Origin of the sequence: Methanocorpusculum sp. (genome assembly GCF_030655665.1) — an archaeon.
In the GTDB taxonomy this organism is placed as follows: domain Archaea; phylum Halobacteriota; class Methanomicrobia; order Methanomicrobiales; family Methanocorpusculaceae; genus Methanocorpusculum.
This window is the reverse complement of record NZ_JAUSPQ010000007.1, coordinates 115,182-133,618: the sequence shown is the minus strand read 5'-3', so window position 1 is coordinate 133,618 and position 18,437 is coordinate 115,182. Positions and strand designations below refer to the sequence as shown.

Genomic DNA, 18,437 nt, shown 5'->3' with positions numbered 1-18,437 from the left:
TCCAGATGGGATTCTGGAACCGTGAGGGGAATTCCCCTTCGGGAACTCTTTTTTCATGGAATGATCTCGCCCGTATTTCTCGAAAAGGGACGCTTCTTTCTGCTCTTAAAGAAAAAGGTCAGCTGTATTCTCCTGAAGACCTGGAGCTGATGCTTAACCGATACGCAAAAAAGCTGGAGAATGTCCCTCACGAATACGCTGAGGCTCTCCTGTATTATGCCCGCATCCAGATCATCGAAGGATATCACCGGATGATGACCGATGATCTTGCCGAGATCCATGCTGCGGTTCCGCTTCCTTCGTCATGGAAAGCATTTGCGGCCGATGCACAGACAGCGGCAAAGAAAGGGACACCCGGCGACCGTCTGCGGTCCCTGAAATATCTGATAGCCGCCTATACGGTGTACATCAAAGAAGAGCCGGTCCACCCTGTCGGCATGCCGTTTCCCGGCGGCTTTTCTGTGGAACAGTATGACGGTGAATATTACTGCCCGGTCCGCGCAGTATGGAATGATATCGATGACGCCTTCTGCAAATACTGTCCGGCGGTCCAAAGCAGGGAGCGGGATCTTCTTTTGTCGAAAAACGAACGGGATCTCGTGACAAAAAAAGAGAAACTTAACAATTATTTTTATAATTTTAAAGGATAACTTCCCAAGGTTCGTTTTTTGGGAGTCAACCATATATATTTTAACTTGCCGACGCCAATTAACTACTGCAATGAACAGTGGCATCTGCCCGAAATGTGGTTTACCAAAGGAACTCTGTATTTGCGAAGAAGTCGCAAAAGAACAGCAACGTATTAGTGTTAAAGTAAGCAAGAGACGGTACGGTAAAGAAGTGACCGTTGTTGATGGTCTTGATCCGTATGAGATCGATCTTGAGGATCTGTCCAAGTTCCTCAAAGGCCGGCTTGCATGCGGAGGCACCGTGAAGGAAAACTCTATTGAGCTTCAGGGAAATCACCGTGACAGAGTAAAAATACTTCTCTCATCACGTGGGTACAGTCTAGAAAATATCAATTAACATAAATCTATATTTTTTCACCCTCTCTTTTCTTTAGGGGATTGACCCGTTAATAAAATAAAAAAAGTTAGCTTTCAATAAACTCCTTTATCTTTTGATAAAGGAATTCATTTGCTTTTTCAATCTCTTCCTTATTTCCTCGGAGCGCCAGAAGTTCGCGTTCGTCGTTCACCATATTTGCATAGCTCAGCGGGCGGGTGACGCTTACGATCTCGACGTTGAACTTCAGCGCAGCATCACGGATGATCGTTCTGGGTGTTCCAGGAGGGATGACTAAATCAAATTCTTCGTCTGCCATATTACTTACCTATCTTTTGGCGTTTTGCCATAATACAATGTCCGCCCCGAACACCGCCGATCGGGCACTTTGGATGACCGATACTATTCATACACCGCCCCATCAGTGCCGCCCCGCGGGCAAGTCCGTCGTCGACGAAGACAAGGTGATCGACCGGGTCGTCGTAGATCCCTCTCTCCATAATGCCTTCGAGGATGTACTGAGGTTTGTTTCCGGAGATGATCGCACGACCAGTAAACCCGATCGAGCTGTTCTTCGGGAGGAAGTTTCTCTTGATACAGAGGTCGATGATTTTGAGTGCGACGTTTGCACACACCCGGTCGATGACCTCTCTGATGACCTCCTTATTTTCATTTTTGGCGATTTCGGCTCCGATCGCTTCAAGGTCGGCTGTCCTATCTCCGTTCACACCGATATCGACACCGATCAGGACGATGCCTGAGTCTTCGGCAACATCGGCGCAGACCGGCACCTTGCCGAAATGCGTCCGTTCACGCGGGACTTCGGCGACGTCAATGATCTCCATGCAGCGTTCAACATAGGGCATTGCATTTTTGGTTGAGCGGTTCGAGGATGTTTTGCATTTTTCTCCGAAAAGATCGAGCGCTGTCCCTTTCTTTTTATCGACGAGACCTGTCCCGCGGATTATTGCATCGGGTATTGCCCCGGCGAGGCCGCAGAAGTTTCCGATGGTCTTTGCAAAGGGATTTTCCGCTTTATCATCCACGTCACCGGTGATACGACCGTCAAGCGTGGTACCAAAGTCCATGGAGATGCAGGGATTTCTGAAGTCGACACCGGTCCATTTGGCGCCCTCTTTGATGCCTGCCATTGCCAGTTCCCCCTCCATCTCATTTGCGACCATCTCAACACCGGTTGATCCGATCGGCGGGGTTACGCCGGCAATAGCTCCGGTGAAGACGAGCCGGTCGGCATATGAGAAGCCCCTGAGTTTTTTCGGGAGGCTGTTGATTCCCATCGGTGGTGTCATCTTCTTTGGCGGGACGCCGGCGAGCAGGCATCCGTTAGCGAGTGCCTTGACGAACTCGCCGACTTGTTCGGGCGAGTCCATGGCAGCCACTACGCCTGTACTTCTGACAACGAAATCAAGTTCATCCTTGATGCTCAGATCAGCATCTTTGTGGCATTTGATCAGGGTATCTCTGACCAGGTCAGTGACGGATTCCCGTGTGAGTTCCGTTCCGTCAAGGGTAGCTCCAAAGACTTCTTCTCCAGCTTTTGGTTTTCTGACATCCCTGCTCATGGACACGGTCTTGTTGATGATATAGGATTTTCCAGTATCAAGGTTTGTACCTGTCAGGATGCATTTGGTGGTAGTATTTCCCATTTCGACGGATGCGACGATGAAATAAGGATTGGACTTGTATTCGGGTACCTGCATTCCCGCCCCGTGACCGGTCGAGGGCGGCGGAACACTCTCGACGATCCAGGGTTTCTTTGCAGAGAACCGGTCAAAAAAACCTGCCGACATATTACACTGAATCTGTAGGCAATGGAGAAATAGGTTTCGTTATTGATTGACAGATGAAAAAAGAAGGTTATTCAAGTTCATCGAAGACCAGTTCATAGACCCAGTCTTCAAGCATTTTACAGTGTTCGACGGTACACTCCTCATCGCAGGCTACACACGGAACGATGGATTCCCCTGCCATCAGAAGGTTGGGGTCGACCGCCTGGGAGGTGTGGACGACAGTGATGAGATAGGTTCGTGTCCCGTCCTTTTTGGTCTCTTCCCGGGCGATGAGACCTGCATCCTCAAGTTTTTTGAGGATACGTGAACACGTACGGCTGTCCACCTCAATAGCTTTCCAGAGATCACTCTGAAGAACACCTTTTGGGTGCTCTTTGAGGTAGGCAAATGTTTTTTCGTCCGCTTCGTTTAGTTCAGCTTCTCTGGACATATTTAGTTCAGCGGAGAGATGGTGAGGATGTTGTTTCCGCGGATGACGACTGTGCCGATGTTTCTTCGACCGTTTGTGGTGATCTCAACGGTTTCTTCGAGATGAAGATTGAGATACTCGTCCATTGCGACAAGCCTTCCCTCAAATTTACATCCCTCATCTTTTATCTCCACAGAAATTTTTGAGTCAACGAGTGAGTTGACTTTTTTTATCGGAAGGACAATGCTGGATACCATATCTCTAAGTGTTAGTTATATGACGTAATTAATCTGTTCTTTTGTGATCGATCCTGGTTACAGGATGAGTGACTGGACCGTTGGGAGGCTCCGGAGTTTCTGTATGGCATCTGCCGGAATCACTCCGTCGATTATGATGACTAGGCGCGGTGTTTCGACCACGTAGGGGTCGGTGACGAATATCTGTCTAAGCGGCAGGTCATAGGATGCGAGAACATCAACTGCCGAGGAGACTATGTTTTTATCGCCGGCATTTTTCGGGAGGATGGTGATAACCGAGAGGCCGAGATTTTTGGCGACGTCCGTCAGATCCGGGGTGACACGGAGACGGGAAAAGAGAGACTGCAGTTCATCGATCTCGCAGATCCGGCGCAGGGTGGAGTCCACGACCCGTCTGTCCACTTTTATCACGCGTGCGAGCGCGGATGCGGATATTTCTATGCCGTTTACTACGGTTTTTCCCTCTGAAGAAACGCCGAAACCGTTCTCAAGAAGAAAACGGACGACACGCTGCTGCGAGGGTGAGTCCTGAAATTGTTCGAGTATTCTCCGCCACATTGTATCTTTGTGTCTATCACGGAATACATATATACGCTTGCCTTGATTTTTGTACAGTGATGTCCGATGCATCTGTTTAAATTCAGTAGATTTATTTACTAGACTGACCCACATGTATAGGTCGCACAGTGCGAGGGTAGCCAAGCCAGGTCAACGGCGCTAGCTTGAGGGGCTAGTCTAGTAGTAGTTCTTGGGTTCGAATCCCATCCCTCGCATCTGGATTTGATGTTATAGTCGTCCAGTTTTCTTTTGAACCCGTCATTTCTGTATTATTTATCCTTTCGTTCAGTTGCTTACGGGGAGCTCTTTTTCCCGTCCGAGTCCACTCTTCGATGGCTTTCTACGAATATTTTCCTTGAAATTTCATAAAAGAAACCGCAGGAGTCTGTCAAGTTTCTGCATATCCTTTAATAGTTCCCCGGATATCTTATTATCAGGTACAATAAATCCATGGCAGAAAACCCGAATGCGGTTTCCGACAGACCCATTATCGGTCTTGAGAAAGAGCTACAGGAAATCGCAGAGACTATTGAACGGTATGGGGACGGTGCCCCGGCGCACATCGCCATTGTTGCCGAACCGCTGGGCGGCCGGACCACGATCGCCAATGAGATCCGGCGCCTTTACGGTGAAAGGGTACACTACCTTCCGCTGAAGTTTGGGATGTCGCCCTCCTCCCTCCCGGATTTTTCTGCCTTTCCCGGGGATATTATCCTGATAGATAACTGCCGGCTCCTTGCAACGCGGAAGATCGGCGGGTTTGATGTCCTTGATGCGTTTTTGCTTGCACTGATCTCTTCAAAGAAACTCTTCATCACGACATGGAATTTGTTCAGCTGGCAGTATCTTTCGGCCGTCATGAACATTGAGGCATATTTCCCGACCATTATCGTTCTCAAGAAGATGGACACGCCGGTTCTCAAGGAGATGATCCTGTCCCGGCATAAGCCCGGGGAGATCCAGTTTATCAATGACGGGGTTGCCGAACGCTCAATGTTTTTCTCTCTGGTCCATAAACAGGTCCGTTTGCCGTTCAAAGGTTCCGAAGTTTCAATTCCCTGGATAAAACTGAACTTTACTTTCATGTTCCGCCGGCTCCCCCGGAAAAAACGTATCCAGATGTCCATCGAGGACCTAATCTTTGAAAAAATCAAAAGGATCTCCCGGGGAAACCCTGGTGTTTCCCTCATTCTCTGGGAGTCGAGCCTGAAAGATAATACCATATCTCTGAACGCGATCACCGAGACTACCTATTCCATCAATCTCGATACCAGCGAATCATTCATCCTCACGATCATCCTGTCCATGAAATCCCTGCGGGAGGAAGATCTGATCGCGATCGTTGGGTCAGAGATGGATATCAGGCGCGTCCTCTACCGTCTTGTCCAAGAGGAGCTTGTGGGGAATGATGACGGGCATTACAGTATTCCGGCGTTTGCACTTGAGCCGGTTGCCGAGTATCTGAAAAAGACCCGGAGGCTGTGGTAATCATGGCTGATACTCTGCTCTCTAATGTTACGACAAGTGTTTCGGCTGACACTCTGATTTCCAATGTTACTACAGACGTTTTGGCTGAACTCCCGCTCAAAACCATAGATGCGAACCTTATCCTGTATGTTCTTTTCATCATTATCTTCGCGTATGTCCTCAATCGGCTGCTCGGTTTTATCCTGACACATATCTCGGAACGGATGGGCCGGTATCGGACCACGATCACCATGCTGATCCCCTTGCTGAAGCTTGTCGTGTATGTGGTCGCCCTCTATTACATCCTCATTGCTGTTATCGAACCTTCGCTGACCCTATTACTCGCATTCTCGGGACTCTTTGGCGCCGCCATCGGGTTCGGCTTGAAAGACCTTTTTGCCGATATCATCGCGGGTATCATCATTATCTTTGAAAAACCCTATCAGATCGGCGACATGGTGTCCATCGGAGAAAAGTACGGGGAGGTAAAAAATATCGGGATACGCTCTACCCGATTACAGACTCCTGGCGATGAACAGGTGTCGGCTCCGAATGGTACGATATTCACCCAGTCGGTAACCAGCGGCAATGCGGGCGACCTTGCCATGATGATCATCATCGATCTCTATGTCCACCCGGATTCTGATGCGGAGAAGGCCATGAAAATCCTCAAGGAAGCCCTTGTCACATCAAAATATGTGATCATCTCAAAAAAATATACCCATACAGTGCTGCTTGACGATTTCCCGTTCTACAAGCGTGTCCGTGCAAAGGGATATGTCAACGATCTCCGGTTTGAATTTGAGTTCAAATCGGAAGTCTCCCGGAGGGCATTGGCGGAGTTCAGAAAAGTAGGGATCCGGCCCCCGTCGTTTGTTCCCCCGGAAGTGGATACTGGTCATTCAGGAAACAGAAGAAGAGCATAATTTCATTTTCTATCTTATTGTCATGAATTTTACAGAAAATTCGGTATGCTATCCTATCAAATGAAGACTGTTCAAAAAAATACTGACCATCAGATTTCAGAAAAAAGGATCTGGTTTATTTCATTTTTTGTGACGTTCTCATTCTCCAGATACGAACGGATCCGATCGCCGACATTCTTTCTGAGATTCTCGTAAAAGATCGCATAATCATACATGTGGTAGACACCTTCCGGGAAGGTGGCACTGGTTGCCGGTAATTCTTCCGGGTTGGATATGTTTGTTATCACGAGCGCGTTGTTTACGATTCTCGCTGCTGCAAAGTTCGGGTGCCTGTCGGGATTTTTTGGATGCTCATGTTTGAAGAACACTGCTTCGATATTTTCCGAAGCAGATGCAAACGTGGTGTCGGTCTTCCAGGTCAGGGGATTTACCACAAATGTTCCGGGAATGATTGTCGGCCCCTGCTTTTCTTTGCATTTTGCATTGGATATCGTATTATAGGTGATAAAACACCCCGTTTCCGTTGCATTTTCACTGATCTTCATCAGCGGATTTTGTTTGAGATCTGCAGGTGTAATCGAATAGCCAATAACATATGCCGCCACCAGTCTCTTCAGTGATTCGGCATCACCGGTCAGGAGTTCTCCTGCCTTTGAGAGTTCAACGACCCTGACCGATCCCTGACTGTGGGCCGCGAGAATAATAGGCCGTTCTCCCTTGTTGAAATGGTTCAGGAAATAATCAAAAGCACGGATGAGGTCCTGCTGTCCCAGATCAAAGATGGGTTTTGCTTCGGTCAGCATCAAAGGATTTATTTTCACATTGTTCTGCCGGTACAACGGTGCGTAAATATTTGCCTGCCCGTCAAATATGCTGGCCTGTTCCACAAGTGTCCAGTGCGCTTTCTCCCGTAATGCCGAATTGCTGATGTCCATCAGATAGGTTATATTATCAGAGAGGATGGTGGGATATACCCAGAACACATCGACCGGCTGCTTTTCCGTGCTGAAATATGCGGGCATCGAAAGCCAGCTGTTGGGATTTGTATAATCCGGAGCCGCCGGTACATCCGTGTCCGGGTTAAAGGCGGGTAGTTTTGTTGGAATGCCTAATTCCTTACCTCGCAGATCATCCAGTGTTTCTCTTTGGTTTACGCTCATAATCTTGTTATCTGTCCTGAAAGATTTATATTATGTTTGATTTAGGGCGTCTCTTCACTCAATTTCGTTCAGGAATGCAAGAACCGGCGTGATCAGGAGGTCGGGCGTTGTTCTTGCAAAAAGGTGATCACTGTCTACAAGGATCAAACGTGAATCCGGGATTCCTGCCTCGAGTTCTTCTGCGTATCTGACCGGTGTCGATGCATCCTGCGTTCCGTTCACGATCAGTACGGGACACTGAATTTTCCCCAGCAGTGATCTGCCGTCAAATTCCCTCAAAGCCTCGAATTGCCGGAAGAATGATTCGATCGTAGGTGGGTAGGCGAGCACTTTTTCCATAAATCCCGGTTGTGTCATGGCAGCACGCAGTCGTTCAAACGATGCGGCCGCATCCTTGTCTTCTTTATCAGGAGAGCGGGCAGCAGCCACGTGAAGAATGAGGCTTTTCACCTGTTTTGGGTGCTCTGCTGCGAGTGAAAGGGCAATCCTGGCACCGGTCGAAATGCCGATGACATGGGCCTGTTCGATACCAATTGCCGTCATGAGGCCGGATGTATCATCTGCCATCATGGAAATTGAATACGGGATGTCCGGTTTGTCCGTTCTCCCGGAACCCCGGTTGTCGAACAAGATGAGTCTGTATTTACCCTGAGTTGATTCTGCAAGCCGGTCAATAAGCGGCGGGATTTCACCACCGATTCCCCAGATAATCAGCAGCGGCTTTCCCTCTCCGCGGGTTTCGTAATACATTTCGATATCATTGACGTGTAATGTTGGCATGGTTTCATTCCGGATTTAGACGTGCAGCAGGTTTTTCTCAACCGCAAAGGGGGAATAGTCTTGGTCTGCTCTTTTTGAGGTGCCTATTCGTATTTCTTTGCGATATGAGCTTAGCTATTTCACTCAATAACATTGCTGCATGTTAAAATAACAAATTCCTTTGATGATATAAATGTCTGCCGGATGATTTTTTCGACTTTCGGCATATATGTTGATTGTATTTGGGCAACCGGTGATGTCCTTATCCTCAAAAACGGCTGAAAATGAATTGATATGAAAAAATGAGTGTATGATATCCGTTATAACCGGAAGAAGAACAAATTCTGATAATTCATCCACCATATCAGCATAAAGAGTCCTATGGTAACGAGCGTATAATGCACCCGGTGCCAGAGACGCCAGCATTGCATCTTCCAGACGACGACTGTGAAACCTGCGGTTACGATCGATAATAAAACACAAATCACCGGGACCGTTAGAATGGCAGTCAGGATGAACGGGGGTGTTGCATCCCATTCATACAAATTTATCAGTCCTTCATTGTTCTGAACAATCGGGAGAAGACAGAACACAAAGATAATGCTGATAACGGAGGATAAAAAGGCGATCAGACGGGCATAGAACGGGAGTCCTTTTTCCTGTATCACTTCACCTTTTTTCCCGTATATTCTCCGGGACAGTGCCATAACCGGCCAGAGGAAAACAGTGAGAAGAAGTACAACAGCAACGGAGAGCACACCTTCAGTAAAACCATCGGTAGCATACCAAGGCACCCGTTCATACGCGAAGACCGGAAGGTTTTCGTAACAGAGGAACGTTACATCACCATTCTCATTCTCACGAAAGACCATATTCCCGTAGAACGATGGTGTATCACTCAATTCTTTGAAGACGCCTGGGTTAATCTCGATGTATTCTGAAGATGTTGTGTCTGCTTTTATCAAACGGAGTGTGTTGTTTTCCCCCACCTCAACTACCATTTGTTTGGGTGGATCAATGAAGAATTCAAAAGTCCGGTAATTATGGCGGGTTGACTGGTAGGTTCCCGCGTATTTCTCCAACGATGTGCCCGGGTTTGTGTCCGGGGTCGATGTCACTGTTTCGGTGAGAGGATAAAACTGGTTGACATACTCCACAAGGAGGTCGTATCGTGCTGCTGTCCCTCCAGGAGCATTGTATGAGACAAAAAATCCTGATTTTTTTTTCTGGAATAATTACAAAGAGCGAATGGAATGTATTTGTATCTCCACCGTGGAGAATAATCCTCTCATTATTGAGAAATGTTTCATAAAATCCAAGACACATGCCGCTGACCCGTGGGTCATTTGAAAATGTTCTTGCGTGCATGAGTGCTGCCGTTTTTTCAGAAAGAATTTCTACTCCATCAACCGTCCCGTTCTGCATATGTGCAGCAAGGAATTTTGCCATATCTGGTGCCGTGGAACTGATGGATCCGGCGGGACCAATGACAAAAACTGTGTCTGTGACGGCTACATTCTTCCCGCTGATATAATTATACCCTGAGGAGAGATTCGCGGCAGATTCAGGCGGGAGGAAATAGGAAATATGTGTTTTTGTGAGATCAAGAGGCGTTAAAATATGTTCCTGCAGATATTCCTCAAACGAAACGCCGCTCACATCCTCAATGATGACTGCTGCGAGTGTGGTGCCATAATTTGAGTAGGAGGTAACGGTCCCTGGAGGATACACCCTTGCGGGCATATAATCCCGGCAGTAGATTCTAAACGAAAAGAGATCTTCTACGTCTTCAACTGCCCCACGACGAGATGCGTCTTCGAATCCAGCCGTGTGTGTCATCAGGTTTCGCATGGTGATTGGTTGGCCTGGATATGTGTCGGGAATTGAAAAATCAGTCAGATAAGTATTGATGTCAGTATCCAGATCGATTTTACCCTCTTCCACCAGTTGCATAACACAGGTCCAGGTGAAGAGTTTAGTGACCGATCCAATATGGAAGATTGTTGAGTCGGCATCAACTGGCGTTTCATTGGTAAGATCAGCATAACCGTACCCTTTGGAAAAAATCAGTTCTCCATCCTGCACTACTGCGACAGTTGCGCCGGGTATATTGTATGTTGCGAGTCCTGCTGGAATAGCAGTATCAAAAAAATCTTCGACATCAGTAATGGTCGCCGGATTTGCGGTAGTATCCGTTACCAAGGTCACATCAGAGTTAGCAAGGACAGGTACGCATGCAAGACACAAACAGAGGAAAATCACTGCTATGCTTATGCAGGGTATCCTAACTCCTTTTGATTTACGAAGAGAATAAAGGATAGATAGCATTGATTGAGTTGTATATTGCTACTATCTATTTGAAGCTATGGTCTTCAAAAATGGTGGAATTTTGTAGATTTCCTACGGGGATAGGGAAATAGACTGCTTGAATCGATGATTCACGTGGTATTTATGCTTATTTTACTACACACTATTGTGAATATATTGATGGGGGCTTATTTTAGAATATCCGATGGAGGTTGTGGCTTCTTCACCTGGCGTTACTTTCGTTCCGTCTGCGGTCCGGCCGAGTAAAAAACGCCTCTTTTCCCTCTCTGGACATGAATCGTCCCTTCCTCAAGAAGTCCTGATAAGTATTTGGCCACTTCGTGATGATGTAAGCCGGTCATTGAAGCGAGATCTTCAACTGTGCAGGGACGGATGTGGAGGGTTTTTTTGATCAGTTCATGGGTGCTTTCACCGGAGATGCAGACGTCGGGCTGTTCACAGCAGACTCCGGCCACATCCACCGGTATGTTGAGTTCAGCAAAGTAGTTCCTGATCTTTATCAGCTCTTCTTCATCCGGGGCTGTGACCCAGTCTTCAGCAGCCGGCCGGTCAAGCGTGTTCAGCTGAATGCGTGCGGGTTGGATTTTATCTATAACGTCTCGAAGCGATGCCAGTTCTTCTAAGCTGGTGTTCTGATTGGGTATCAGGAAAATCTCAAGCCACATTTCTCCCCGGAACTCCTTTCTGAACTCCAGTATGTAATTGATGATCGTTTTTGTTAAGAGGCCGGGATATGGACGGTGGATACGTTCAAACGTTTCCTGACTTGTACTGGTCAGGGTGGGGATAACCAGATCAGCCCGGGAAAGATCCGCAATGACCTCTTTATTGCCCAGCAGGCTCCCGTTCGTGAGGACGGCGACCTTATACTGCGAATAGGTTGTTTTCAGATGTCTGATGATCCGCCCGATCGACAGGGAAAGGGTCGGCTCACCTGATCCGGCAAACGTTATGTAATCCAATGTTGGTCCTTTTCTGAGGACCTTATCCAGCTGGGCGATCACCTCTTCAGTTGGAAAAAACTCGGCCCTTTTTGTCGTTAGACTGTTCGTTGCTCCGCATTCACAGTAGACGCAGTCATATGAACAGGTCTTGAAGGGCAAAAGATCGATGCCCAGTGATCTCCCGAGTCTCCTGGAATTGACCGGGCCGAAGATATGGTTCTCTGTCATTTCCATTCCTCGAATATGCGGTCGGCGGTGATTTGAATCATGTATATCTATTATTACCCTTATGCATAATAATACGATTTTTCCAACGCTTTTCCACGTTACTGCAGGAATCAGTTACTCGCTGAACCGTTTGTCTGATCTTGCCGATCCTGCATCCCGTGAACTTCGATCGAGCCATCCTGCTTTTGCCGAGCAAAATGCATCGAACGCCGGCACATAGGGTTTGATATCCAACAGGGGCGTTCCGTCAAGAAGATCTACATTTTCTATCGTTAAGATGTTCTCCCGAATATTGATCAGTCTGACGATCGACAGTCCGATTGTATTCGGTCGTTTTGGTGCTCTGGTGGCAAAGACTCCGTGCTGGACTGTGTCCAAAAACGGGGTGACCTGCAGGGAATATCCTTTGGACCGATGAAACGCATATATCAGGATGATGTGGGAAAACTCATCCAGATCGTTGAGACCTGGAGAAAACTCCGGGCGTAGAACAATGGTGCCGCGCACGCCTTCCGCTCCGGTTGGCTGGATCGGCATACCGGCGATATCAGTGTAGGGAGACCGCACGATGCCGATCGGCGTATAGGTGAACGAATCCAGTGTGCCCTCGGATGATTGCATGAACGTTTTCTCTTCACTATCAGGGATAATTGTTTGATCTGGTTTCTGTGTCATCGTTATTTTCCCATACGGGTTTGGACTATTTACGGATTCGTGAAGGTCAGCAGTTTCACACCAGTGACCTGCTGGAACGTCGCACCCTGTCCAATGGCATGAAGAACGGCGGTTTCATCACGAACACGTGATCCTGCGATGATGTTTACTCCGTGATCGAACAACACAGGAGAAAGAGGGGTGCTTGGTCCTAGGATCATGACGAGAGTATCCGGTTCGCAGAGGTTCAGCAGATCATCCATGGTATGATTTATCAGGGAACTCGCGGTTAGTGCTACGATATCGGCCTCTGGAATCAACTCAGCAGCAGACTGCGCTGGGTAGTCATCTTCGGTTGGATGAAGTTCAATGACCCAGAGATTTTTCACACTTTTTCGGAGTTTGGGAATAAAAGGGAAATGTCCAACAAGTGCCACATTTTTCCCGGCGCCCTTTTCCATAAGTACTTGAGATGCGTTCATCTCTACCGCATTTTGTTCGTTCATATCCAGAAGCGAGTTGATAGCAGCTATACCAATACTGGCTTCTAACGAATAATCTGATTTTGCATACTCGGCAAGTTCCTGCGCACTTTTCAGGTGCAGAGATCCTGCATCACGTACAACGGTTTTGTGATCATGACAATTATCCCCGATTATCGTTGTGGCGAGACCACAGTGTGTGCTGCAGACGGCGGTCCAGTGAGCCCCAACTTCTATGGATCGAACGGGAACTGGTTTTTCCGGGAGGGTTGCAAGAAGTTCATCAATTATACTCTTATTACTCATACGATTCTCTCCTCCAATATTGAGATAATGACAAAACACGCCGATATGGTTTTTCGGATGCGTCTGTATCATTTCTTATATGGATGTTGTGTATATGACACGATGGATTAAATTACTTGTGCGCATATGGGTAAATTGTTAATGGGGTTTGATTTATTCAGAAGGCACATGTTTTGATAAAAGTGTGAATCTTAATCGTGAGATCGCATGAGCAGGGGAATGGACTGATATCTGATCATGGTTATCCTTTGACAAAAAAAGAGTGTTAATTCTTTGCAGGGGCTTGACCTGCAAGATAATCATCGAACCACTCTGCCTTTTGATTCGTCGGGAAGGTCATGAACTTCCCGATGTCATTGTTCTCGGCGGCCTGATGATACCGCATGAAGACATTTTCGACATCTTTACCGACCACTTCAACCTTTCCGGTCGAATGGGACATGATGAATCTTGCCCGTTTTGCCAGTCCCGAGCAGTTTTTCCAAGCTTCCTGGAGGATATCGTAGGATGTCTCGACCGGGACATGGAATAATCCGTTGCCGGTTGCCGGTCTGCACTGGAAGACATAGTAGGGAGATATTCCTGCAAAAGACAGTTTTCGAAAGAGTGTCGTAAGTGTTTCTGGTTCGGCATTGATCCCGTTCAGGATCGGGGTCTGGTTCACAACGATGACGCCTGATTTCTGGAGCACCTCTGCCGCCTGTATCGAAATCTCGGTGATCTCGTTTGGGTGGTTGAAGTGTGCCATCAGATATATCCGTTTTTCCGGGGTGCTGTACCGCGAGAGGACTGAAAGAAGTTCTGAATCGTTGAGAATACGGTAAGGATTGTACGCCAGCATCTTGCTCCCGATCCGGATGATGTTCACATGTGGGATCTCGCGGAGTTCACGGATCACGGATTCAAGATGCCGGGTATCCAGTGTCAGGGGATCCCCGCCGGTCAGAAGAACGTTGGTGATCTCCGTGTGCTCCCGGATATACGCAATATTCTCGGATACGTCTCTCACAGTCTCGCGTTCGCAGGACATAAAAAGGCGTTTTCGAAAACAGAAACGGCAGATCCCGCCGCAGACATCAGTCAAAAGCAGAAGGCCGGTTTGATCGTATTTGTGCTGCAGACCGGGTTTTTTGGTATAATCCTTCTCACAGGAGGGATCAGCAGATCCTCCGACTTCTAGTTCACGGGAGTCGGGAATGATAATAGCTTTAATCGGATCCCTACGGTCTTTCCAGTCTATCAGGGATAGATAATAGTCGTTGGCCCGAAATGGGAACACGTCGGTCACTCTCTCCATCATCTCCCGTTCTTTAGGAGCAAGCCCGACAAGATTGTCAAGCGCAGAAATAGATGTAATGTACTTTGGATGCATTTTTTACCTCGTTTACTGGGGTAATCTGCCAAAAAAGGGCAAATTCATTATGTGCAAAAAGATCGGTCACATTGCTGTTAACAGAAGATCTTAGTGACCTGATGCAAAATTCTTTAAACGCACTTTACTTGGTCCCTATCATTTAAACCCTTTCCGCCATTTTCTGTGTCGATGGTGAAAATCGTGAAAATATGTGTATTTTCTCAATTATTAGATGATATTTTTTGGGAAAATTGGTATTAAATCCAAATATGCTGTTTATATCTTTCTGTACCAGACGTTCATGCTCTCGATCGATCCGCTGATGTTGGTGTTATTTGGGAGCATCCCGCTGAATCGATATCCTGCCCCGGCAAAAACGGCGTTCATGGGGAGTGAGGCAGATCTCGCAATAGTATATGCTGTGATTATTCCCTCTTTTCGCATTGTCTCTTCCATCTCAGTAAGCAGGATCCGTGCAAGACCGTGGCCTCTGAAGCGTGGGTCCACTGCAAAATCCGTCATCTCCGCCGTCAAGCTCTCTTTATCGACCTCACAGGATGATGCAGCTACAATTTTGTTCCCCTCTTTTATCACAAAATAGTGTATGTTATCCTGCATAGTGGTTCTGATGTATGCCGGATCAGAGATGGGAAAGGGATAGGTTGGGAAGATTCTTCGGAACAGATCTGCGAGCTCCTCGGCATCTTCAGTATTTGCTGGTCGAAGGGTGAACCCTTCGGGCAGTTTTTGGTCTTGTCTCTTTCCCGTATGTTTTCCGGCTTCTGTGCAGATTCCGGCAAGTTCTGCTACATTGACTGCCTTGCATCGGTTTGGATCAAAGTATTTTGCTATAAATACAGCCTCCTCCTTACCCTGAAAATATGAGGGGATGGATGCCTCGATGACATAACCGGCACGGGCAAATAGATCCGCAGATGATGCTGGCACTTTCCCGAATATTTTGGTGTATCCCTCGTTCTCGGCCAGATCGTCGGCGAATCCGATGATCCCCGGGAGATCATCTTGTGCGAGTTTTATGATATATATCCGGTTATTGAAATGACCGTGCTGGAGTATGCTTTTTCCATACTTTATCACTGAATCAGATGGATTCATCATCTCTTCTCTCAATTCGTTCATTATTCTCAGGGATAAGGGTCGTCGTCTCATCATAATCGGCGAGAAGTCTCGCGACCCCGACCACCCTTGATTCATCGGCACGTTCGATATCCAGCTGGAGTTTGCAGGCATCACAGTTTTCATCGCAAAGGATCCGATCATAGTGCGCAGGTTCCTGATACGTGCAGATTATTCCCTCGTAGTTCCGGAGCACGACCTTGTTCACCGACCAGGTCAGCAGATAATTCGGAGAAAGAGGAATCTTCCCTCCTCCTCCAGGTGCATCGACCACATATCGAGGAACGGCAAATCCGCTGGTATGCCCGATCAGACTCTCCATGATCTCAATCCCTTTGGCAATGGGTGTTCGGAAATGACTGATTCCTTCCGAAAGATCGCACTGGTAAAGATAATACGGACGAATGCGGTTCTTCACCAGCTGGTGAACGAGTTCTTTCATGATGATCGGGCAGTCGTTGATCCGTGCAAGCAGGACCGACTGGTTTCCAAGTGGAATGCCGGCATCGGCAAGTTTGGCAATGGCGGCCTGGGCTGATGATGTCATCTCTTTTGGATGATTGAACTGCGTGTTGATCCAGATCGGGTGATGCTTTTTCAGCATATTCACTAGATCATCGGTGATCCTGAATGGCAGGACCACCGGGACCCGTGTCCCGATACGTATAACCTCTACATGAGGTATGGCGTTGAGTTCGGTCAGTATCCAGTCTAAGACCTCATCACTCAGCATAAAGGGATCTCCTCCTGAGAGAAGCACATCACGGATTTGGGGATTCTCACGGATGTAGGCTATTCCCTCCAGAATTTTCTCCCGGTCGGGAATCGAATCTATGTCGCCGACTTTCCGTTTTCGTGTGCAGTGTCTGCAGTACATTGCACAAGTATTACTGATGAGAAATAGGACCCGGTCAGGGTATCTATGAGTAATACACTCGCAAGGACTGTCTTTATCCTCCGCAAGAGGGTCGTTGAGTTCATAATTTTCCACGATGAGTTCGGCAGGAGAGGGAAATGCCTGTCGGAAGATCGGATCGTTCCGGTAATCATCCGTATCAATTAGTGAGAGATAATACGGTGTTATACAAAGAGGAAACTTCTCGACAGTCTTTTGGAGTTGTTTTCGCTCGTCCGGATCAAACCTGATTCCCAGCACCTGCTGGACCGTGTCAATGCTTCTGATTGCATGCCGGACCTGCCATTTCCAGTTTTTCCAGTATTCACTGGTATCTATTCCGGCATACCCTCCCTCTGGAAAGGAACCTGCCTCATTCGTCGTCGCACTCCCGTATGCGTGTTTGTCCGTGGATTCCGGCGGCAGTGTCATTTATTCAACTCTCCTGTCCCCGGCGGTCCGGAGTCACTTAATTCATAATGATGATCAATGATCCGCCCGTCGACCGGATATGTTCTCAGCTCGTTCCCATGCAAAGCAGGCTCAGGCTCATTACCGAGCTCGAAAAATGATGTAATGTACAATGGATGCATTTTTATCTCCTCAAATCTTGTTTATCTTTCACCCCAACGGGGTAGAAACCGGTCTGTACAAAGCCAGAATTGCATTGATGGACCAAAAATTATCGGCAGATAACTGCACAGTCCGGTGAACACTTTAACTATGGGCTCACACTATAAACCTTTTGCCCCAATTCGAATATAATTAGCGGAAATTTCAAAATATGGTAAAATAGTGTCCTGAATAATGACAAAACTGTATTAAGCAGGCTCTTTCGTCACTGATATCCGGCTGTAGGGTCGGGTATTTGTTGGGCAAAAAAATTAGACTAAAGGTTCCGGTTGTTTCCCCATATCATCGACCGGAAGCTTGGTGTTTTTTACCAGGATCTGTTGATCTGTTTCTATCAGCCTCTCCATGATCAGGCGTTTTCCTGCAAGGCTCATTGCATATACCGGTACGCCCACTCCGCCCTGGACCAATGCTTTGGACACGGCGGCACGGACATATTTTGAGGCACAGGCAAAGACCAGATCGGATGCGGCGACTAATCTCTCTGCATTTTCCGCATTTTTGACGCCTGATGTGTGAACGGCTATGATCAGCGCTTCCGGATAAGTCCGGCGGATCTCCTCTGCGAGTTCATGCTGGAATCCCGCGACCGTCACTCCCGTTTTGGTCCAGCCTTCAGATTTTGACCGTGCTAGTCCCGCGAGAACATCAAGTTTCGCGGTCTCTTTATCGATCACGATGCCTCCTGCCTCCTCTATTTTTTTAATAACTTCGAGGTGAGGGGTCGTTGAGACGAGACCGGACATCCTTCCGCCGAGTCCTTGGACAAGGTCTGGTGTTCGCACGACCACCGTGCCGGCTCCGTCTGAACAGATGACTGCCGCGTCCAGGGTCTTCGATCTCAGACCGGTGCTCATCAACTCAGATGCGCCGAAGAGAACGAAGGTTTCCTGGTCTAGCACCTGCCGCTCTTTTGTACACATCCCGAAGTTTTTGATCCGCGACTCGATGTTTTTCTGCACTGATTCCTTCGTGATCGGGTCGACTGGTGTTGCAAACCGTTTTGCAAGCGGACAGAACCGGACCCCCGGCTCTCCGACTTCCACGACCTCACCGTCCCTGATGACGACCCGCGTCATCCCGACTGCCTCAATAATATGTTCGTCCTTCATTTTCCGATGGAT

20 protein-coding genes and 1 tRNA gene are annotated in these 18,437 nt (G+C 47.7%); 5 read left to right on the top strand and 16 right to left on the bottom strand.

Annotated elements, in window-relative coordinates:
* Window positions 1–5: 5 nt before the first annotated feature.
* Both Q7J08_RS05795 and yciH read left to right on the top strand, forming a co-directional pair.
* A complete protein-coding gene (locus Q7J08_RS05795; RefSeq protein WP_304910747.1) occupies window positions 6–650 on the top strand; it encodes a DUF2115 domain-containing protein in 645 nt (214 codons plus the stop codon).
* Between the two features lie 70 nt (window positions 651–720).
* Window positions 721–1,026 (top strand): stress response translation initiation inhibitor YciH, encoded by a 306-nt coding sequence (yciH, locus tag Q7J08_RS05790; RefSeq protein ID WP_304910746.1) that lies wholly within the window; start codon window positions 721–723, stop codon window positions 1,024–1,026.
* 67 nt (window positions 1,027–1,093) lie between these two features.
* Here the strand turns inward: yciH and Q7J08_RS05785 are convergent, their stop codons facing one another.
* The 5 genes from Q7J08_RS05785 to Q7J08_RS05765 all read right to left on the bottom strand — a co-directional run bounded on the left by Q7J08_RS05785 (window position 1,094) and on the right by Q7J08_RS05765 (window position 4,040).
* Entirely contained in the window at window positions 1,094–1,324 is a 231-nt protein-coding gene (locus Q7J08_RS05785; protein ID WP_304910745.1) for a hypothetical protein, read from the bottom strand.
* 1 nt (window position 1,325) lies between these two features.
* The gene (locus Q7J08_RS05780; RefSeq protein WP_304910744.1) at window positions 1,326–2,816 is read right to left on the bottom strand and encodes a methanogenesis marker 14 protein; all 1,491 of its coding nucleotides are present in this window, start codon (window positions 2,814–2,816) and stop codon (window positions 1,326–1,328) included.
* A 67-nt stretch (window positions 2,817–2,883) separates the two neighbouring features.
* The gene (locus Q7J08_RS05775; RefSeq protein WP_304910743.1) at window positions 2,884–3,246 is read right to left on the bottom strand and encodes a MarR family transcriptional regulator; all 363 of its coding nucleotides are present in this window, start codon (window positions 3,244–3,246) and stop codon (window positions 2,884–2,886) included.
* 2 nt (window positions 3,247–3,248) lie between these two features.
* On the bottom strand, window positions 3,249–3,482 hold the full coding sequence (locus Q7J08_RS05770) for an LSM domain-containing protein (RefSeq protein WP_304910742.1): 234 nt from the start codon (window positions 3,480–3,482) through the stop codon (window positions 3,249–3,251).
* A gap of 57 nt (window positions 3,483–3,539) precedes the next feature.
* On the bottom strand, window positions 3,540–4,040 hold the full coding sequence (locus Q7J08_RS05765; protein WP_304910741.1) for a regulator of amino acid metabolism, contains ACT domain protein: 501 nt from the start codon (window positions 4,038–4,040) through the stop codon (window positions 3,540–3,542).
* Window positions 4,041–4,170: 130 nt separating this feature from the next.
* On the opposite strand from Q7J08_RS05765, the gene Q7J08_RS05760 reads away from it, so the two are divergent.
* The 3 genes from Q7J08_RS05760 (at window position 4,171) to Q7J08_RS05750 (ending at window position 6,433) form a co-directional block, all read left to right on the top strand.
* Window positions 4,171–4,255 (top strand) — tRNA-Leu (locus Q7J08_RS05760).
* Between the two features lie 235 nt (window positions 4,256–4,490).
* On the top strand, window positions 4,491–5,528 hold the full coding sequence (locus Q7J08_RS05755; RefSeq protein ID WP_304910740.1) for a hypothetical protein: 1,038 nt from the start codon (window positions 4,491–4,493) through the stop codon (window positions 5,526–5,528).
* Window positions 5,529–5,530: 2 nt separating this feature from the next.
* Complete coding sequence (locus tag Q7J08_RS05750; RefSeq protein WP_304910739.1) at window positions 5,531–6,433, top strand: mechanosensitive ion channel family protein; 903 nt, start codon at window positions 5,531–5,533, stop codon at window positions 6,431–6,433.
* An 89-nt stretch (window positions 6,434–6,522) separates the two neighbouring features.
* Here Q7J08_RS05750 and Q7J08_RS05745 read toward each other — a convergent pair whose 3' ends face one another.
* From Q7J08_RS05745 to Q7J08_RS05695, 11 genes are all read right to left on the bottom strand, one after another.
* Window positions 6,523–7,593, bottom strand: a complete 1,071-nt coding sequence (locus Q7J08_RS05745; RefSeq protein WP_304910738.1) for a DUF3089 domain-containing protein — start codon at window positions 7,591–7,593, stop codon at window positions 6,523–6,525.
* A 54-nt stretch (window positions 7,594–7,647) separates the two neighbouring features.
* Complete coding sequence (locus tag Q7J08_RS05740) at window positions 7,648–8,373, bottom strand: alpha/beta fold hydrolase (protein WP_304910737.1); 726 nt, start codon at window positions 8,371–8,373, stop codon at window positions 7,648–7,650.
* A gap of 299 nt (window positions 8,374–8,672) precedes the next feature.
* The gene (locus Q7J08_RS05735) at window positions 8,673–9,353 is read right to left on the bottom strand and encodes a hypothetical protein (RefSeq protein ID WP_304910736.1); all 681 of its coding nucleotides are present in this window, start codon (window positions 9,351–9,353) and stop codon (window positions 8,673–8,675) included.
* A 40-nt stretch (window positions 9,354–9,393) separates the two neighbouring features.
* Entirely contained in the window at window positions 9,394–10,560 is a 1,167-nt protein-coding gene (locus Q7J08_RS05730; protein WP_304910735.1) for a serine hydrolase, read from the bottom strand.
* A 332-nt stretch (window positions 10,561–10,892) separates the two neighbouring features.
* Window positions 10,893–11,852, bottom strand: coding sequence for a radical SAM protein (locus Q7J08_RS05725; protein ID WP_304910734.1), 960 nt, complete (start codon window positions 11,850–11,852; stop codon window positions 10,893–10,895).
* 114 nt (window positions 11,853–11,966) lie between these two features.
* Window positions 11,967–12,473 (bottom strand): tRNA (N6-threonylcarbamoyladenosine(37)-N6)-methyltransferase TrmO, encoded by a 507-nt coding sequence (gene tsaA, locus Q7J08_RS05720; RefSeq protein ID WP_304910733.1) that lies wholly within the window; start codon window positions 12,471–12,473, stop codon window positions 11,967–11,969.
* Between the two features lie 83 nt (window positions 12,474–12,556).
* The gene (locus Q7J08_RS05715; RefSeq protein WP_304910732.1) at window positions 12,557–13,294 is read right to left on the bottom strand and encodes a DUF364 domain-containing protein; all 738 of its coding nucleotides are present in this window, start codon (window positions 13,292–13,294) and stop codon (window positions 12,557–12,559) included.
* A gap of 265 nt (window positions 13,295–13,559) precedes the next feature.
* Window positions 13,560–14,666 carry a KamA family radical SAM protein gene (locus Q7J08_RS05710; protein ID WP_304910731.1) on the bottom strand — a complete coding sequence of 369 codons (1,107 nt, stop codon included), beginning with the start codon at window positions 14,664–14,666 and terminating at the stop codon, window positions 13,560–13,562.
* A gap of 258 nt (window positions 14,667–14,924) precedes the next feature.
* Window positions 14,925–15,788 carry a putative beta-lysine N-acetyltransferase gene (gene ablB / locus Q7J08_RS05705; protein ID WP_304910730.1) on the bottom strand — a complete coding sequence of 288 codons (864 nt, stop codon included), beginning with the start codon at window positions 15,786–15,788 and terminating at the stop codon, window positions 14,925–14,927.
* The gene (ablA, locus tag Q7J08_RS05700; RefSeq protein WP_304910729.1) at window positions 15,751–17,112 is read right to left on the bottom strand and encodes a lysine 2,3-aminomutase; all 1,362 of its coding nucleotides are present in this window, start codon (window positions 17,110–17,112) and stop codon (window positions 15,751–15,753) included. The genes ablB and ablA overlap by 38 nt, the downstream gene beginning before the upstream one ends.
* A gap of 452 nt (window positions 17,113–17,564) precedes the next feature.
* Window positions 17,565–18,425: a methanogenesis marker 8 protein gene (locus tag Q7J08_RS05695; RefSeq protein ID WP_304910728.1), complete on the bottom strand. Its 861-nt coding sequence runs from the start codon at window positions 18,423–18,425 to the stop codon at window positions 17,565–17,567.
* Window positions 18,426–18,437 lie beyond the last annotated feature (12 nt).

What these genes read in the sequence shown, in the direction of transcription:
- Q7J08_RS05770 (WP_304910742.1), bottom strand. Translation starts at nt 3,482, where the DNA reads ATGGTATCCAGCATTGTCCTTCCGATAAAAAAAGTCAACTCACTCGTT.
- Q7J08_RS05780 (WP_304910744.1), bottom strand. Translation starts at nt 2,816, where the DNA reads ATGTCGGCAGGTTTTTTTGACCGGTTCTCTGCAAAGAAACCCTGGATC.
- Q7J08_RS05745 (WP_304910738.1), bottom strand. Translation starts at nt 7,593, where the DNA reads ATGAGCGTAAACCAAAGAGAAACACTGGATGATCTGCGAGGTAAGGAA.
- Q7J08_RS05695 (WP_304910728.1), bottom strand. Translation starts at nt 18,425, where the DNA reads ATGAAGGACGAACATATTATTGAGGCAGTCGGGATGACGCGGGTCGTC.
- Q7J08_RS05775 (WP_304910743.1), bottom strand. Translation starts at nt 3,246, where the DNA reads ATGTCCAGAGAAGCTGAACTAAACGAAGCGGACGAAAAAACATTTGCC.
- Q7J08_RS05740 (WP_304910737.1), bottom strand. Translation starts at nt 8,373, where the DNA reads ATGCCAACATTACACGTCAATGATATCGAAATGTATTACGAAACCCGC.
- ablB (WP_304910730.1), bottom strand. Translation starts at nt 15,788, where the DNA reads ATGAACGAATTGAGAGAAGAGATGATGAATCCATCTGATTCAGTGATA.
- Q7J08_RS05785 (WP_304910745.1), bottom strand. Translation starts at nt 1,324, where the DNA reads ATGGCAGACGAAGAATTTGATTTAGTCATCCCTCCTGGAACACCCAGA.
- ablA (WP_304910729.1), bottom strand. Translation starts at nt 17,112, where the DNA reads ATGACACTGCCGCCGGAATCCACGGACAAACACGCATACGGGAGTGCG.
- Q7J08_RS05765 (WP_304910741.1), bottom strand. Translation starts at nt 4,040, where the DNA reads ATGTGGCGGAGAATACTCGAACAATTTCAGGACTCACCCTCGCAGCAG.
- Q7J08_RS05710 (WP_304910731.1), bottom strand. Translation starts at nt 14,666, where the DNA reads ATGCATCCAAAGTACATTACATCTATTTCTGCGCTTGACAATCTTGTC.
- tsaA (WP_304910733.1), bottom strand. Translation starts at nt 12,473, where the DNA reads ATGCAATCATCCGAGGGCACACTGGATTCGTTCACCTATACGCCGATC.
- yciH (WP_304910746.1), top strand. Translation starts at nt 721, where the DNA reads ATGAACAGTGGCATCTGCCCGAAATGTGGTTTACCAAAGGAACTCTGT.
- Q7J08_RS05725 (WP_304910734.1), bottom strand. Translation starts at nt 11,852, where the DNA reads ATGACAGAGAACCATATCTTCGGCCCGGTCAATTCCAGGAGACTCGGG.
- Q7J08_RS05735 (WP_304910736.1), bottom strand. Translation starts at nt 9,353, where the DNA reads ATGGTAGTTGAGGTGGGGGAAAACAACACACTCCGTTTGATAAAAGCA.
- Q7J08_RS05795 (WP_304910747.1), top strand. Translation starts at nt 6, where the DNA reads ATGGGATTCTGGAACCGTGAGGGGAATTCCCCTTCGGGAACTCTTTTT.
- Q7J08_RS05755 (WP_304910740.1), top strand. Translation starts at nt 4,491, where the DNA reads ATGGCAGAAAACCCGAATGCGGTTTCCGACAGACCCATTATCGGTCTT.
- Q7J08_RS05715 (WP_304910732.1), bottom strand. Translation starts at nt 13,294, where the DNA reads ATGAGTAATAAGAGTATAATTGATGAACTTCTTGCAACCCTCCCGGAA.
- Q7J08_RS05750 (WP_304910739.1), top strand. Translation starts at nt 5,531, where the DNA reads ATGGCTGATACTCTGCTCTCTAATGTTACGACAAGTGTTTCGGCTGAC.